At 39.4% G+C, this 16,668-nt stretch carries 10 protein-coding genes; 2 read left to right on the plus strand and 8 right to left on the minus strand.

The window, feature by feature from the left end; all coding sequences use genetic code 11:
* Positions 1 to 46: 46 nt before the first annotated feature.
* From IEW26_RS25370 to IEW26_RS25395, 6 genes are all read right to left on the minus strand, one after another.
* Positions 47 to 3,298, minus strand: coding sequence for a type 2 lanthipeptide synthetase LanM family protein (locus IEW26_RS25370; protein WP_188594400.1), 3,252 nt, complete (start codon positions 3,296 to 3,298; stop codon positions 47 to 49).
* 69 nt (positions 3,299 to 3,367) lie between these two features.
* Complete coding sequence (locus tag IEW26_RS25375) at positions 3,368 to 3,604, minus strand: plantaricin C family lantibiotic (RefSeq protein ID WP_111270220.1); 237 nt, start codon at positions 3,602 to 3,604, stop codon at positions 3,368 to 3,370.
* Positions 3,561 to 5,765 (minus strand): peptidase domain-containing ABC transporter, encoded by a 2,205-nt coding sequence (locus IEW26_RS25380; protein ID WP_188594401.1) that lies wholly within the window; start codon positions 5,763 to 5,765, stop codon positions 3,561 to 3,563. The genes IEW26_RS25375 and IEW26_RS25380 overlap by 44 nt, the downstream gene beginning before the upstream one ends.
* Positions 5,762 to 8,908: a type 2 lanthipeptide synthetase LanM gene (lanM, locus tag IEW26_RS25385; RefSeq protein WP_229730033.1), complete on the minus strand. Its 3,147-nt coding sequence runs from the start codon at positions 8,906 to 8,908 to the stop codon at positions 5,762 to 5,764. The genes IEW26_RS25380 and lanM overlap by 4 nt, the downstream gene beginning before the upstream one ends.
* Before the next feature lie 35 nt (positions 8,909 to 8,943).
* Positions 8,944 to 9,123: a class II lanthipeptide, LchA2/BrtA2 family gene (locus IEW26_RS25390; RefSeq protein WP_188594403.1), complete on the minus strand. Its 180-nt coding sequence runs from the start codon at positions 9,121 to 9,123 to the stop codon at positions 8,944 to 8,946.
* Between the two features lie 201 nt (positions 9,124 to 9,324).
* Positions 9,325 to 9,954: a response regulator transcription factor gene (locus IEW26_RS25395; protein WP_229730034.1), complete on the minus strand. Its 630-nt coding sequence runs from the start codon at positions 9,952 to 9,954 to the stop codon at positions 9,325 to 9,327.
* A gap of 1,188 nt (positions 9,955 to 11,142) precedes the next feature.
* On the opposite strand from IEW26_RS25395, the gene IEW26_RS25400 reads away from it, so the two are divergent.
* Entirely contained in the window at positions 11,143 to 11,745 is a 603-nt protein-coding gene (locus tag IEW26_RS25400; RefSeq protein WP_188594405.1) for a hypothetical protein, read from the plus strand.
* Complete coding sequence (locus tag IEW26_RS25405; RefSeq protein WP_188594406.1) at positions 11,745 to 13,598, plus strand: hypothetical protein; 1,854 nt, start codon at positions 11,745 to 11,747, stop codon at positions 13,596 to 13,598. The genes IEW26_RS25400 and IEW26_RS25405 overlap by 1 nt, the downstream gene beginning before the upstream one ends.
* A gap of 249 nt (positions 13,599 to 13,847) precedes the next feature.
* Here the strand turns inward: IEW26_RS25405 and IEW26_RS25410 are convergent, their stop codons facing one another.
* Together IEW26_RS25410 and IEW26_RS25415 are read right to left on the minus strand one after the other, a co-directional pair.
* Positions 13,848 to 14,684, minus strand: a complete 837-nt coding sequence (locus IEW26_RS25410) for a TIR domain-containing protein (protein WP_188594407.1) — start codon at positions 14,682 to 14,684, stop codon at positions 13,848 to 13,850.
* 66 nt (positions 14,685 to 14,750) lie between these two features.
* On the minus strand, positions 14,751 to 16,655 hold the full coding sequence (locus tag IEW26_RS25415) for a protein kinase domain-containing protein (protein WP_229730035.1): 1,905 nt from the start codon (positions 16,653 to 16,655) through the stop codon (positions 14,751 to 14,753).
* Positions 16,656 to 16,668 lie beyond the last annotated feature (13 nt).

Below are 16,668 nucleotides of genomic sequence, written 5' to 3' on the forward strand. Positions count from 1 at the left end.
CCTACCTAAAGTCAAGAATATATTACATTAAGTAAGAAATAAATTACTATTGGCGCATTGCATTTGCTAACCGAGAGAAGTCTCCACTTGGGGTAACCGCCCCCTTCGGCCCTTTTAGCTCTAAGGTCAGGAGGGAGGGAACGTATTGTGGTTCCGCTATTCTTAACAGTCCATATCCAATACTGGCCAAACCATTCATCACGCCTATAGCGTTAATGTCCGCATGAATGACATCAGAACAGCGGAACAAATCATTCAATATTACACTTTGTTTTTCTTTGATCAAGAATTGTTGTTGCGTGTTTAAACTATGTGAAGCCAGCAACAACACATCGAGATTACCCAGGTTTCCATGACATAATGAAAAATTGCTGCCTAACGATACATCGAGAGTTGTCGCCAGAGCAGCTTGACAGTCACGTTCCAGTAACCCGTGATCAACTTGACGACGGACGGCTTCTATACGTGAAAGCAAAATACCAGGCGCACCATGACACCACGCAATGGAATGGTGATTCAAATGTTCACTGAACCAATTTTCAACCGATTCATCATAAAAGCGGTTTTCGTAATCAATCGCCTCCCGCACAATCTTATGGATAGCTGCTTGTTGTCCAGACCAAGGCATAAAACGACATAACGCAAAGATAATGCCCGCGTTTCCATGAGAAAAACCGATATACGGACTCTCGGGAGAGTTCCCCGGCTTCCACGCTACCCCGATCTCCATTGGAGCAGCGGATTGAATCAGATGTTTTACGATCTGTTCCCCAATGTCAATTAACCAGGTATCTTCTTGATTCTGTTCAAGCATGCTTGCTATAACAGCCAATGCCCCGGCACTCCCTCCAATCAAATCATACAATCGATCCTGCGGAAGCAATCTGGGGATTTCCTGTAATAAGCGGTCAGCACTTTGCTTCATAGCTGGATCATTTAACACACTGCTCAGTTGTGCAAAACCATATGCCATACCACCTAAACCCAAAAATGCCCCCAGATTGATCTGATCTGGATGGATTAATTCTTCCAAAATCATTTGAATCGGTCGAATGGTAGCCAGACACGCATCCCGATATACTTCTTCCCTCGTCAAGTTCCAAAGTTGAGCAAAGAACAAGGCAACACCTGGGTTACCATCGTATATACCTGGCCCAGTCACGGAATATTGCCAAAAATGCTTCCTTCCTCCCTTGGTCACCATACTGGTCCAGCAAAATTCCAAACCTTGCTCCCCTTCATATTGAATGGCCTCGCGGATTAACATACTTCCAATAATCTTTGCCTTATCGAGCAAATTAATCGGTTCAGATTCAGGCACTCTCCAGTTTTTCAACTGAACAATCTTAATATCTTCCTTGGCATACACCGCGGACACGGTTGCTCTAATAATCTGTATCTGTTGGTCTAAATCACTTTTGGAAAACTGGGATAACTTCTGCAAGCTTCTCGTTAACCCATCCTCAACAAATACACCATTAATCATCTGACCACGTGAATCCTGTATCCATGTGCCGTAAGGCGTTGCAGAAAAGTATGGAATGTCACCCTCTAACAAGTCCGCAATCTCAGCTCGAATGATTTGTTTATCCAAGTGATCCGCTGAAAGAGCAATTCGATTAAGCAAGAGCTCCCGGTCCAACTGATTGCGCAAAAAATCAGGATGATAGCTCAAGTGAAGCAACTTACCGTAGACCATTGTACTTTTTAATATCTTGCGAATTTCGCAATCCTTAAATGCTTCCAGTTGTCTTGCCGCTTCGTCTCTCTGAGATAGAAATAAGTTATATCCTGAGCGAAAACCATCTGACAGATCGTCCAGATAGTTCATAATTTCATCGTTTTCTCCGTTTCCATCACTAGTTGATAGAGGGGAATTATACCCGGAATTTAACGTGCCGAATTGCTTGACCAAGCGGATTTCATCTGTATTCTGACCTTCTACTTTTTGAATTTGAAAGGGACTTTGCTGCTCTCCTATCCCACCGATTCCACTAATGTCAAACGTCTGCTCCCGATTGATGTTAGTGGGCACTATTCCAGTCGATAAAACCGAATCCCGAATCAAGGTAAGCGCCCTATTAATAGCGCCACTCTCTGTATAATTATGATCTTGAATAATCGTATGATGAAACAGCGATTCCAGATCAATTAATACAGGCTGATCCGAATTCGCAATAATATTTTCATAGTGAAAATCAGTAGCATTCATCGTATGTAGCACAGACAGCAGTTTACCTAGACGGTAATAAAACCGCTTGCGCTCTTCATTCGATATACAAGCTTGGTAAGGAATGAACTCCATCCAGCCGTACTTGTGTTTGTTCAACACGCCGACGATCCGGAGCGGTCTCCCATCATGCACCTGCTCATTCATCCATTGTAAAAACTGCTGAAATGTTTCATCAATTCCCATATGACGAGGCTTATAAACCAACTTTGTACCACAGGCAAATTCAAGAATAACAACCGTTTTCCCTTGTTTATGGGCATCACCACTCCCCAACATAAATTGAACAATTTCAGTTTCTTTCAGACCAAATTGTTGCTGTAATTCAGATCGATCCTGCTCCAGATGAGCGATGATCTCACGAACAAATTGTTTGAGATTTCGAGTTTTTTCTGCGATGAGCCTAAACATGACCGGATATTCTTCCACCAAGCTCTGGAGATAGTTGTGATCTCCAAGGAAATCTGTGACGTAGGCTGAATATCTTTGCTCGGGGCTTTCCCCTTTCAGCTTGCCTTCCATCCGCAAGTAATTAATCTCCAACATAAGGGTCTTGTGTGTGACTGCGTACAATTGATCGAGGTAATACTGAATAATATTATGCTTTGCCAGCCGGGATATCGTCGTCTTGGCAGTTATACTTTTGTCTCTAAACAAATCAAAGTATAAATCTCGAAGAAAAAATTCATAGAAGCTATGAAATGGAAAAGCGGATAAATTCGTTCCTTCCATATCCCGCTTATAATCTGTTCCATCATCTTGTGGCAATAGCGGATTATCAAAAATGTGTGTCATGTATTCAAGCCAGCTTGATGCTGCAGATTCGAGGGAAGTCACTTTACTGAAACCAGATGAACCTGCAGAAAAGTGACGACGAAGAAAGGAAGTATCGATCTGATAGTGGCGTTCAATATGTGATTGGAAAGACTGCTCGTCTTCAAAATCCAAAAGTTGCTGCCAATATGGAATAACCAAAGAAAGATCAGCATTAGACTCCATCGGTCCGCACAATTTACGTTCTTGAATATAAAGCGCATTGTATGCGATCGTCGAATTGAAGCTGGACATCGAATCACCCCCAAAAATGATAATAGAGAGACGAGGTAAAAACCTTCGGTCTCTCTATTTTTTGCCTAATCAGTTACAAGACTTCTGACATTCAACTGTCAATGTGCACACATGCCCTGGGTTACCCATGAAATAACTCGCAGCGGCACATGCTAAGCTTGTAATGATAACTTCTACCCATTCCGGTTGTGCTGCACCGCCCGCTTTCAAAAGTTCATCCTCTTTCAATTCGACAAGCGGATTCTCAATGGGAAGTACGTTGTTATGAGTTCTGGAATACGGGTTTTTCAACGCTTGATATGACATGTTTCTCACCTCCTTTCATATCCATAAAGCGATAGGCTTCAACCAGATTTTGATAATAGGTGCTCGTTTGAATTAATTCATCATGTCTTCCTTTCTCTATAATGCTTCCATTCGACATCACAAAGATTTGATCCGCATCCATAATCGTTGAAAGGCGATGTGCAATTACAATTCTTGTACATTGTAATTGTGATAGAAATTCATCAATCTTCTTCTCATTAATGCTATCTAACGCATTGGTTGCTTCATCGAACACAATAACTTTGGGCAAATGCACGAGGGCTCTGGCAATGGCCAATCGCTGTCTTTGCCCGCCGGACATATTTTGAGCGTTCTCTGATAAAAGAGTTTCGTATTTCATCGGCATGTTCATAATTTCATCATGAATTTGTGCCACTTTGGCAGCCTGCACGATATCTTCCATCGTTACTTGCTCGTTATTGCCCTTAATATTGTCAACAATCGATTGGTTGAACATAAATGGTTGTTGGTTAACGATCCCCATCTGTTGACGAGTATACGGTTTATCGAGCTCTTCCAACCGATGCGGACCATAGTAAATCTCACCTTCACTTGGTCGGTACAAGCCCACAAGTAAATTTGCCAATGTACTTTTTCCAGATCCAGAAGCCCCGATGATCGCAATTTTCTGACCTGCTTGAATTTGAAAATTTAAATCCTTTAATACGGGTTCAGAATACATTGTGTAGGCAAAGGATACCTGGTCAAAAGCAATATCGCCTGTCAGTTCTGCCTGAAGCAGCTTCGTTTCTTGGGGAACCTCAGCCGGGGTATCTACCACATCTCGAATTCTTCGCAAATACACTTTTAGCTGATAAAATGTTTCCAAGGACAAAATCAGTGAATTCGCCGTGCTTATAAAGTAAACTGCAATGGTTTGAAAAGCGATCAATTCCCCTAAGGACAGGCCTCCTGCAGCTACATGACCCGCACCTATCCAGATGATGAATAGAGGCATATACATGGTCAATCCGCCAGAAAATGCACCTAAAATACCATACAGCCGTTCGCGAGTGACAAACGCTTTAACAAAATGGTCATAGTATGATTTCCACCGCTGTGATACCGTCTCTTCGGCTCCAGTAATTTTGATGTTTAAAATCCCTGATACAGATTCATTCTGATAGGAAAACAGCTTGGTATCTTTAGACAGTTCATTACGGCTTGCTTCATGTAAATGCGGCCTTAACAGTTGAATCCCGAGATAGAGCAATCCTGCAAACAAGAATACATAGAGTGATAACAATGGCGATTTCACAAGCATATAACTCACAATGACAATGAACAAAATAGCATCCAAAATACTTTTCATAACCTGGTTGGACAGAATCAGCCGAATAGATCGCAAATTAGAGAAACGATACATCAGATCACCTGTGCTGCGAATCTGAAAAAAGTTGTACGGAATCACAAGCAGGTGACGAAAATACTGCCAGGACATCGAACGATCTAAATATTTGAACACATGAATGGATACTTCATTTTTAATGAGTGCAAAAACAAAATATAGTGCGAACGAAACAATCATTCCAAGCAAGTAGATATTTATGTACTTGCTATTATCCTGAATTGCGATATTATCAATCATCTGCTGTACAAAGATGGGAGAAATCAGTACAAATAATTGAAGCAACAAGTTGGTGAACAGCATAAATGTGAGCAATTTCGGTTTTTTCCATAACATTTCCAAGTACGGCTTCCATAGACTCTTCGGCTTTTGTTGTTGAAACGCCGTGCCCGGTTTACCATGCAGGACATAGTTAGAAAAAGAATGCATGAATTGTTCTTTATTTAATTTCATTCGCCCTTGAGCAGGGTCCAGAATGTAGTAATATTTAGAACTAATCCTTTCCAATAAGACATAATGTTTTTGTTCCCAGAAACAAATTAACGGTTCTTTTAATTGGGATAATAAATTTAAATCCTCGATTTTGTAGCACTTTGCCTCCAAACCTAGGTCTTCGCCTAACCGTTTCAGATCATATAATGTGTTTCCATCCCTGCCGCTGCCAATGCGATCGCGCAATTCAAACAAGGTTACATGTTTTCCGTAATAGGCACAGAGCATCGCCATACATGCAATTCCGCATTCCGTTTGACTCATCTGTTCAATGAACGGAATGTTCCGTTTTCGAATCAACGCGCCCCCTCCTCAGCAAGTACGGCATTCGCCTGTTCCGTGATCGAGACGGTTCTGGCTGGAAATTGCAGCGTCATCACAGAGGGGAGTTCTGCATCCGCAAGCCGCAGGCAGGTCCAGCCAATTCCAGAAACGCCCAGCATTATGCCTACTAAACCGCGATCTTTCATGCCCTCAATCTGGGAGGAAACACTCGCCCTGTTGACCAGACCCCATATCGCATCATGAATCATCGAGCTCGACGCTTGCCAACCAGGATTATTAGTTAAGTTCAGCAAGATTTCCAGCATCCCAAAAACACCGTGGCATAGAGATAGTCTAGGATTGGTTGTTGCGTGTTCAACCATAGCGGCCAGAATCTTCACTCTCTCAGCTTCATCTATGGTTTCATCTAACTCACTGCGACCTAGCAGTACACCCGGAGCTCCATGGCACCAATAATACGAGCCCAATGGGTCCTCTACATGACCCCTCAAATCCATCCAGTTGGCTCGTGTAAAGTCATAATTACTTCGCTCAAATTGCAACAAAGTGTTCAGCACGTCTTCATCAGGAGAAAGCAAGTCATATGCCTCTATCTTTCGAAGAGCATATATCATCCCCGAGGAACCATGGGCGAAGCCGACCAATTTTGCTTGATTCTGTTTCAAGTGCTGACAGAGTCTTTCCGCATATATGCGTGCTGTCTCAAGAGCCTCCGGTTCAGCAAACCTTTCCCAAATATGCACACATAACGTGATAATCCCGGCGTATCCATCAAGAAAGTCCAGATTTGACTGCAGTTCGTCCACCGGCTGAGCAGACGGCGGTTGCGCAGAATATTGTTTTACCTTTGTTAACTGCAATATGGCTGCTTCACGTGCTTCTGGAAAGTCAAAGAGCGCATCCAGGAAAAATCCAGCATAGACAACGGAGCCTCTACCATTAAACACCGATGGTGGTAATTCATCATCCGCAACCCGTTCAAAAACGGAAATGACGTATCGAAAGTTCTCCATGGCGACATTTTTATATTCAGAATTTCCAGTTTGCACATACATAAGGCCGAGAAATATAGAAATCCCCAAAGTTCCACTGTAGAGTGAGAAATCTAACAAGGTCAAGCGAAAGCGATTATCTTGATTTCTGAGACCCAGCCAGGTTGAATGACCTTGCTCTGTTAATCGGTAATCAAGTAGATAATCCGCTATATTGATTGCCGTGGCTGTAGGATCAAATTGACTCAATGTTAAAGGAAGTGATTCCACATAGTCCAAGGCTTCCATTTCAGGCAATTCCATATGTTCGACCTGAGCGGAATGAATAGCGTATTGCAAAAAGTGTAACTGGTTAGCTAAATCTCTTTCACTGTACTGATCAAGTTTTTCTTCAATCCATGTTAAGCACGTTTTTTTGAATATATTCTGTATCTTCCTTTGATCACTCGTGTATAGACATGTTTCATCTATCGGAAAGGTATAGTACGGTATATCATTGTTAAGCAAATCATCAATCTCAGTGGGTACAATCTGTTCAAAACGCTTATCAACTTTCACGATATTCCATAACATTTCAAGCAATTTCTCGCGATCTAACCCGTTTCGTAAATACTTCGGATGCTGGGATGCTGCCAAGAAACGACCGTATAAAAATGTTGGACGCAACAAGGCTCTCCCTGTTAACTTACCAAACCGCTCTCGAATTTCTCTTTTTATGGTTTCCTTTTCATTCGCCATGATCTGATATATTTCCCTAAAACCTTCGCTAATCTCTGCTAAATAGCGAACTGGCTCAATCGTCTGGCCATTCAGTTGTACCAGGTGTTGGAGCTGAGCCGTTTTAAAAGGCACTTCTACAAATTGGACTTCATCCGTATTGTCTTGTTTGAGCACCCAACCTTTCATATTTGTTGAGGTTTGGTCTGGCTTGCCGCCGATCCCGCTCAGATCAAAATCAATCTGGGAGCGGAACACTTGTCCAACAGGGATTAAGCCTGAAAGAAATACACTTCGGTAAAGCATGGACATCGGGAAATCCAGCTTCTCTTCATCATATATATTATTCGCCAGAAGCGTCTCATAATCGATAATATAAGGCATGTCACCGCAAGCAACGATGTTTTCATAATGCATGTCCGTAGATTGAAACGCATACAAAATTCCACAGAGCATACCCATGCGATAATAATACTTTCTCACTTCAGCTTCATTCTGGCAGGCACGATGCTCCACGAACTCCTGCCAACCGTACTGCTGTTTAGACAAAGTCAGCGGTCCCTTTAACTCATAACGGAGTCCTTTATTCTTTAAATAACGCAGCCACCCGGCAAAAGCAAGATCTGTATCCAGCGAACGCGGTTTGTATATCAACTTGATGTTCGAATCAAATTCCAGAATAGTGACTGTTCTGCCATTTTGATGGCTGTCACCTGCACCGGTCTGTACTGATTTCAATCGAAGCTGTCTTCCATTAAAATACATTGCAGCAATCTCGTCATAATCATTCTGAAATCGCTCTAACATTTCAATCGTATTATTGGCCGCTCGAAGAGACATCTCTGTCAAAATTCTAGCCAACACAGGGAACTGCTCTAACATTTTTCTGATTTCAGTCATTCCCGAAGCTAACCGTTTCACATACGTATCGAGCGTCAGTTCAGCCTCCTGCTCCTTTGCCAAGTGATACATATAGACACTCGTCCGATCAGCTACCATTCGCAAGTCACGCAAGAAACCTGCCTGCAACGAATTCAAGACGGGTTCCTGCAGGATTTTCTCTGTGGTTGAGAGCGAAAACCAACGCCGTACTTGTTCAGAATATTCGTATAAAAAAGGAAGTACTACAACACCGATTCCCATATGTACATATTGAGTCAACCATGATTCTGGTGTTTGGTCTAAGATTGAATCCAGATCATCCATCCACCCTGTATGTAAGGTGGCGGGGATATCTTTGTTAGCGAGCAAGTGATTGAATTCGTCAAGATTCAAGCCTTTCGATTGTAACCTTGTTGCGAATTCCTGCTCGGTTGCTTTGGATTGTCCCATCCATGATAACAATGTGTCCGAACGATCTCTCAGACGGAGAGGATTAGCTCCAGCCGGAATTCGCTCCGATACATATGAGGCCTTCATATATGGATGATCCGAATGAAAAGTAACCATCTGATATCCCCACCTTCCTTTTTAATTCGAAAAAATTAGCATCTTGAAGAACATGCTGTCGACGGGCAAGAATTAGCCGAATCAGTGATTGTCCAAATGACTACTGGCGGTACAATGGCACAAGGCCAGGAAGAAGCCGCTTGTACTTCTGTGGCACCCGACAATTCCATCAATTCCTGTTCATTAATTTCGCCTATCATTTCCAACGCCTTCATAGGTTCTCACCTCCTTCCATTAATCTAAACTGTCTCACTCAGCAGCATCCTGTTACATTTATATTATTCAAAGATGACATGACCGCCTATCCGTATAAACCACATTTTTCCATGTGGTTTTCCATATAACTACAAAATTTGATGAAAAAAGCCGAAAACCAAGACTGTTCATGTCTCAGATTTCGGCTAATATAAGTTGAATTAATGTGCATTAATTTGATAATATTTGCAAACCGCTTCTGCTCGGTTACGTACGTCAAGCTTTCGGTATATTTTGTTCAGATATGTCTCCACCGTACGGACACTTAGATGCATGGCTTGTGCAATTTCTGTATTGGTCTGCCCCGCTGCCACCAGCTTGAGCACCCGCTGCTCATTTTGAGTCAGTAAACGCATCGAATTCTGCGATTTTTGTCTTAATTCGATATGCTCGGTAATATGCGTAGGTATAATAGAAAAACCTCTCAATTGACCTTCAAGCGCAATCAGCAGTTGTTTGGCATCTGAGTAAGATGGCAAGTAGCTGACGATCTGACATTTCCATAATTGGTCTACCCTCAGCTCACTATCTTTATCGTACAAAACGATAATATGATCAACAATCCCATTGCTTTTCCACTTCGCCAGTTGGGAGGCATATCGATAAGCAATCGAATCTTGCAGCATTAAAATATCAGGCTTCATCCGTTCAACGTCACCCGAATCCAGGCCGTGGCTTATAACTACATTCTCGATAAATTCAAATTGTTCAATAATATGCTTGAGACCGAATATAATGGAGCCATAGTTCATAATAATCTTGACCACTTTTTTTCCCGTCAGCAACGACATCTGTTGTGTATCTAATGTATCTATTGTCATAGGCTATTAAGTGTGGAAGGGCAACAATTTAATCGACTGTTTCCAACACATGCCTTATTCCACCCTGTAGATTGATCCATACCGGATACGTAATGAGATTCAGAAGATTCCGCAGTTACAAAGATAGGGGCGAGCAGTAGCAACAACTTATCCAAGCTGTTACACCACACTAACGATAACTTTTTCAAGTCCATGCGTCATTCACTCCATTCTAATTATACTTCACTGCATATTAAACGAACGTAATTGACCCCAGAAACATTACCTTCATACTTCTTACCTCCTACGTCCTCCTCCCGCAAAAAATATAGAAATTATTATAAATTTCCTCATATTATACCATGACAAATTGCCATTTGTAACCGCTTTTATAATTGTAAATGAGTTGTTATATGATTTTTACCCCGTGTTTCGTTAGTGCTCATGCTCACGGAGTATGTTGGAATGTTGAATGCTGTTCTTGATTCTCTAACATCGCATCCCAATCTTGAAAATACGCTTGATTATATAATGAAAAGAAAAAACCACCAACCAGAAAGGTTGATGGTTCCTTGACTCTAATGGAGGCGAGGGGAGTCGAACCCCTGTCCGAAGATAACGACACATAAGCTTCTACGGGTGTAGTCACAGTTTTGATGTCACCCGAGTATCGCCCCGTAATAAAAAGGGTGTAATTCCCACTTCGTAAAGTTTATGCTAGTATCTAGTTACCAAACAAGATATGTAGGGAGCAACATCATCAAAAACAAATAGCTTCCACATGCAGTAAATCCAAAAAAATTTATTTGCTTTGCGCATTGAATGAAATTATGTCAAGCATTCACATAACATAGGAGATCACTTTATTCTGAAATGATATGGTCTTGTACACTCGTAGGAGAATTATAATCAAGAGCTTACCAAACACTGAGGTATTCATTCACAATCATCAAACTAGAAAGTGCTCTAGAGAATGTTATCTGTTAGTTGAGCGCTTCAGACCCCCTACAGAATTCCGATGCAGGCAGCGACACACCTGCCCCTTTCATGGAAAATAATTAGAAGCACTTTACCATAAGAAATGTAAGGGGCATTTTGTTGGTTTAAGAATACATATTTTCTCCTGAAATATGCTCTATCTTATTTCCCGTTACCACTAAAAATATAGGAGTGCTACATATGGGTAATTTCCCTCCAGAAAAATATTATGAAGCCTGCATAACACATCATTTAGTTAATGAATTTAAGGAAAGATATGATCGTCTTCTATATCCATTCAGTATCAGTCAAATTGAAGAAAATAGTAAAGGTTTTGATTTCGGTTATACTTTCTCTTCTAAGTCTTTTTATATTCAATATAAACGCCCATTTTCTTTCGAGGTATTAGACTCAAAATGTAGTTGGCAAATTGATAAAACTCAACTAAGTGTTATAAATAGCCAATCCTACGCTTTACAAACGTATTATGCCCTTCCTGCTTTCATTAATACTAATCTTTGGTTTAGCGGAATCGATAATACTTATTTTATAGAATCCAATAGGCTCGCATTTTCTTTAAAACAAAATCAAAACAAGAAGGAAACTAAAACTAATATTGTTCACTCAAGTTTGAAATCATTGAGAATCTGGAGTGATTTCTCATCCAGATTTTCTAGCACACTTCAAAATACAATAGTTCAAGAGCAACAAGAATTTAACTTTCAAGAAATTATTAATTACGCAAAAAATTTAGATCAAAATACAAGAAATCAAACCTGGGTATACTTACTGGAGGTAAGATAATGAAATCAGAAAATGTTACAGTTTTAGGGTTTTACAAGACTAGAGGAGGAGGCTCTATCCAGCTCTTTATTGGACCCAACATGGAATTTGGTACGGAACATACTACACAAGTCCATGAAATGTATCATATGCATCTTACGAATATGACAACACTAGGTTCAATTATAAGTATTTTTGAATTAGAAAGAGTAATGTCTGAAGAATTAGATATGAAACAAAGTAATCGGATCAAGAAATTTATAGATATAATGAGTGAAAGGGCTCTGGAAGTTCATGAAGTTTACGCTAATAATATGGAGTTACTTTGGATCCGTGAGAATATCGGACCAGAATTTGAAAGAAAAGCTTATAATTCTAAGACTATGAAATACCAGAATTATTGTGACACCTTGAAAATTATTACTGAAGACAAAACAATGAACACTTTAGAGAAGCAACAACATATAGAACTAATATGTATGTATGCAATGAACATTGATTCATTATTAACAGAATTCATAGATTCGCTACGTAATGATAGACTTTCGCAATTCTTTAACAATGAACGACATCCTTCTCAACGCCTAAAAAAAGCGATAATTATGTATAACCAAGGCAAATTAGAAAGCTTGTCTGGACATTCAGCATATGATATTAACAAATTTGCAAAACAAATTCAGTTAGATGGCATACTGAAACATCTAGATTGGACTGAAGTTTTAAAGGAATATAACAAGGCCCACAAAGAAAGTGGTGAAATAAAAAATATTATTTCTCTTTATAATGATCGAATGGAAGAAAGCATTCAAGCATTTGACTTAAGTGCAATTAATGTGTTTAGGGATCCCTCATTTTCGGAACGTGATTCTGTGGGACTTTTTTCCATTAAGGAATGTGCAAATCTCGACGATGCCGAGAATAATTTTTATTTAATTGACCATATAGTCGACGATGGAAAATCAAAGTATATTAGTGAGGAATCTTCGAAGAAATCTACCATGAAACTGATCCAAAATAGACTATGTGTCGCTATACCTTTGAGAGAGTATGACCTGAACAACAACCAGCCTAGATATCTAGAATCAATTGGTAAGTTAGTTATTGTACTTTTTGAAGAATATCAAGAATGTGACAACTGGTTAACTTGCGAACTTTCAAAGGGAGAGGTTTATATTGGAGACCTTTATGATGAATCTGTAAATAACTTTTTCACAGTTTTGTTTTTTGCTCGACGTAATAACCCCGATACAATTTTTGTGTTCCCTACAATTAAAAGATTAGGGAAGAAGTTAATTGAAAAGAATAAATTAAGTGATAGAGTATTATATTCTAATCAAAAAGAATTCCTTAAAATTTTCTCTTATTTATCAAATGAGGCAAACATGCTGAAAGTTATTCATTGGTTTATGGTTTTTCTTACCAACACTAAAGGAGAGTTCTCATCACTCCAAGATTCTGCCATAAAATTATCTTTTGATTTCACTCGTACATTGATGAACACTGTCTTCCAAATAAAGCAAAAAAATTACTACCGCCAATTAGCTGCCCTGCCAACTTTATGGACAGAAGCCCAGCCCTTTTACGCTGTGATGGAGTTTAAGGGGAAGCATAACACGGGCGACATTATAACAGTAACAAAACAAGATTATCCACTTTTCTTTATTTCCAATCAGGATGCTGTTGAATATCTGAGATACAATCCTAGCTTAGATGACTTTCGAATCGTTGGTATTGATCGTCATTATTGGAATGAAATAAAACCTTTTTTACTTCGAGCCAAAAAAAGAATTTGTTTTTTTGTCTATCTCAAAAATAGACAGCGTGCTATTTCTGTTGCCGAGATTCTTAACGTTGATAAACTCATAAATCAGTAAGCAGTTATTTCAGTAAGTAAACATATTCACAGACACAAACTAAAAAGACCTTCCTAATAAAGGAGGGTCTTTTTCCTTTTCATATTGAGCTGAGAGGATTAATCCTATCCCGAAGATAAAGCCCGATTGTTATCTATGGATAGGGTTACACTTCTGATGTCGATAATAACAGTTCATATTTCAACCTTTGTAATTTTGTTTACAAGGTTTCTTACCTGTAGCTTTAATATACACACAAAATATATACATCTAGAGCCAACTCTCTTTTATGTGTTTTCTAATAATATTATGAGCTTTATAAGCTTTCTCCAGTTCATTGTTGAACAAAACATCTGTAATCCCATCTAGATCTGTGGGTTTTACTACATTGCCTTTACGTACTACTATAACGTCCTTTAGACCTTTTTTTGAAACCATAACGCCATATTCAAATATTACATTGTCACGAGTTTTTATTTTTTCTCCTCTTTTTGGATTACTAGTTATATCATCATCACTAAAAATAAATACTGCCTTGTCCATTTCGCTAGCCAATTCTAAAATTCTATTTCCAACATGGTCTCCTGGCTTAAATTCCTCATACCAAGGATATAGATCTATTTCATTCTCAAACTGCTCGTTTAGATAACCGAGAAGAAATCTAACATCTTCTTTTGATTCAGTTGAAGAGCCTATGAATAATTTTATTTTTTCTTTTTTTGGACCATTGAGATCAAGTGGGATTTCTAGATTACTTACGTTAATGTAAGCAATAAGTTGATTAGTTTTTATATCTTTCGTCGTAACGTTAGGTATTCTTTCAATGAATTCGTAATTAAATGTAAAGGACCCTGTAACTTCATTTAAGTAATAATCCTTGATTAACAATAATGAAACATCAGAAGTTGTATGATCATGAACATGTCCAATTGCATAGAAAGGCTTACTTTTTCTATCCAATAACTCTTTAACTTTTTTGTTATTGTAAAAAAAACCTTTTTTAATGTCACTAAATTCTCCTGTACCACTAATAGTCCAATCTCGGTACAGTCTATTTTCCTTACCATCTTTTGTTCTTTCTCTAGTTCCAAGTGTTAAAATCTCCATTTTTTCCTCCTCGACGCTACCATCTCAACTTCTATTAAGTAGACATTCTAATTCTCTTTGAACGCATTATTCTCCCTTTAAGTACTGTACATTACAGGCTGCCTGAGCAAGCTCCTTAGCATTCTTCTCCACCTCAAACCAAAGAGCATTTCGCCTTACCTTGATCTGGTTAGATATCTTCATTAACTCACTTGAGCCAGAATACAATTCTTGCTCTAACTTCTTTTTCAACGAGAAAATTTCTCTATCGACCTTTGCGATCTCTGATTGAGGTATCTCTTGATTCGGATTGAAGACAAAACTTTTCTCGATTTTGTTTTTCCAGTCCATTAATTTCCTAGTGTAGGTTGGTCCAAATCCTGGCACTTTAAGGATTGTATTAGAATTGATATCTAGTGCAGTCTCAATTCCAAATGACTCCAAAGTTGCCTTGCGACTTGAACCAATGCCTTCAATAGTTGCACTTTCTATCCTGTGTCGCTGTAAATACGATTGAAGTTGCATTCTATGACGTTCACTTTTCAATCGTTTTAATTTTTCAGCCTTAAGTTGTTCTAGCCCTTCGTAATCTTGCTTACATTTCTCAAGTTGAAATCTTTTTTGCGTAAACAACTCATCACTAGCTTCTCTAAGCCAGCGTTGAGATACCTGCTCCCAACGTTGCTGCGCTTCCCTCCTCTTTATCTCCCAAATTTGATTCAGTTGAGAGTATCCATCTGATCTATAGATTGCAGACGTAACAATAGCGACCACTAGTGCAATAACAAACCAAGCTTCTGGAATCAGCAAAAACATCGCAAATCCAATGACTGGAGGGATAGCAGAAAGTTTTTTTCGAACCTTAGATTTTTGGTATTTCTCAACGAGTTGTGGATCAGGATCTACGCTAACTGTGATCGGATTTGGCAAACGTTTTGCGGCGCCAGGCTCCGTAACTCCAGTTATTTGTTGCCATACTCGTTGTAAATTAAAAGCACTGATAAGTTGTGTGGCTGTAGCTATAGCTGCATGAAAAAGAACTACTCCTGTTTTTTGCTCTAGATCACACCATGGGCACCCTTTATTAACATCAGAGAATAGGTGTCCTTCCTTATGGTTACATTTTCGCAATTTCTTTTCCAGCAAATCCAGCTTTTTTATCCAATCTTCGGGCTTGGGTCTGGAATTTTCTCTGCCACTTTCTTTTGAAAAGGCCCTTTCGAACAAATCAGAAACTTCAAAAGGTATTGCCTCCATATGAACAGTTCCTGGCGGTGGTTGCATCATCATTAATGAAGCTGAATTACTATACGCAAATCTGTACTCTTTAATTGCCTTCTCTATGGGCATATCTCCTGAACCAAGATACCGCCCTGCAAAAGGATGCCTCCCCATAAATAATAGCAGGAATATAAATAGTGCTAGACCAAAATTGTCATGGTTTGGAGTTCTTGTAATATCCCTAAAGGATGATATGTTTTGTAGTTCTGGAGGCTGATACATTGGTATTCCAACTTCACATTTGAATAGCTTATTAGCTGTTCCAATCTGAAAACTGTCACAGTCCAACAATTTGACTGTAGCTTTATCTGTAACATAAAAATTCCCATGATTAATGTCACCAATAACATGTCCACTTTCATGCACCGAAGCAAAGGCACGCGCTAAATTTGCTGCTGTACGGACAAGGAAAGAATATGTCGCATCAGGGAACTCTTGCAACCTTGTTTTAGGCCCATATAGCTTATGAATCTCTTTTCCTGTCAACTTAGGCATAAGAAATCCTATTACATTACCACTAGCATTAAATAATATATCAGTAGGCCATGTAGTAAATGATGAGAGTGAGTCCTTTCTTAAATTCACCATTGTCTTTATTTTTTCTTGCTTATCGCTCGTTATCGACTGATGATATATTTTGGCAACGACACTATTGTTAGACTTAACAGAATAGACGCTTCCTTCTCCGCCCCTACCAAGTTCACTGTCCAAATACACAACATTA

It is taken from the genome of Paenibacillus silvae (assembly GCF_014639235.1).
Classification (GTDB): domain Bacteria; phylum Bacillota; class Bacilli; order Paenibacillales; family Paenibacillaceae; genus Paenibacillus; species Paenibacillus silvae.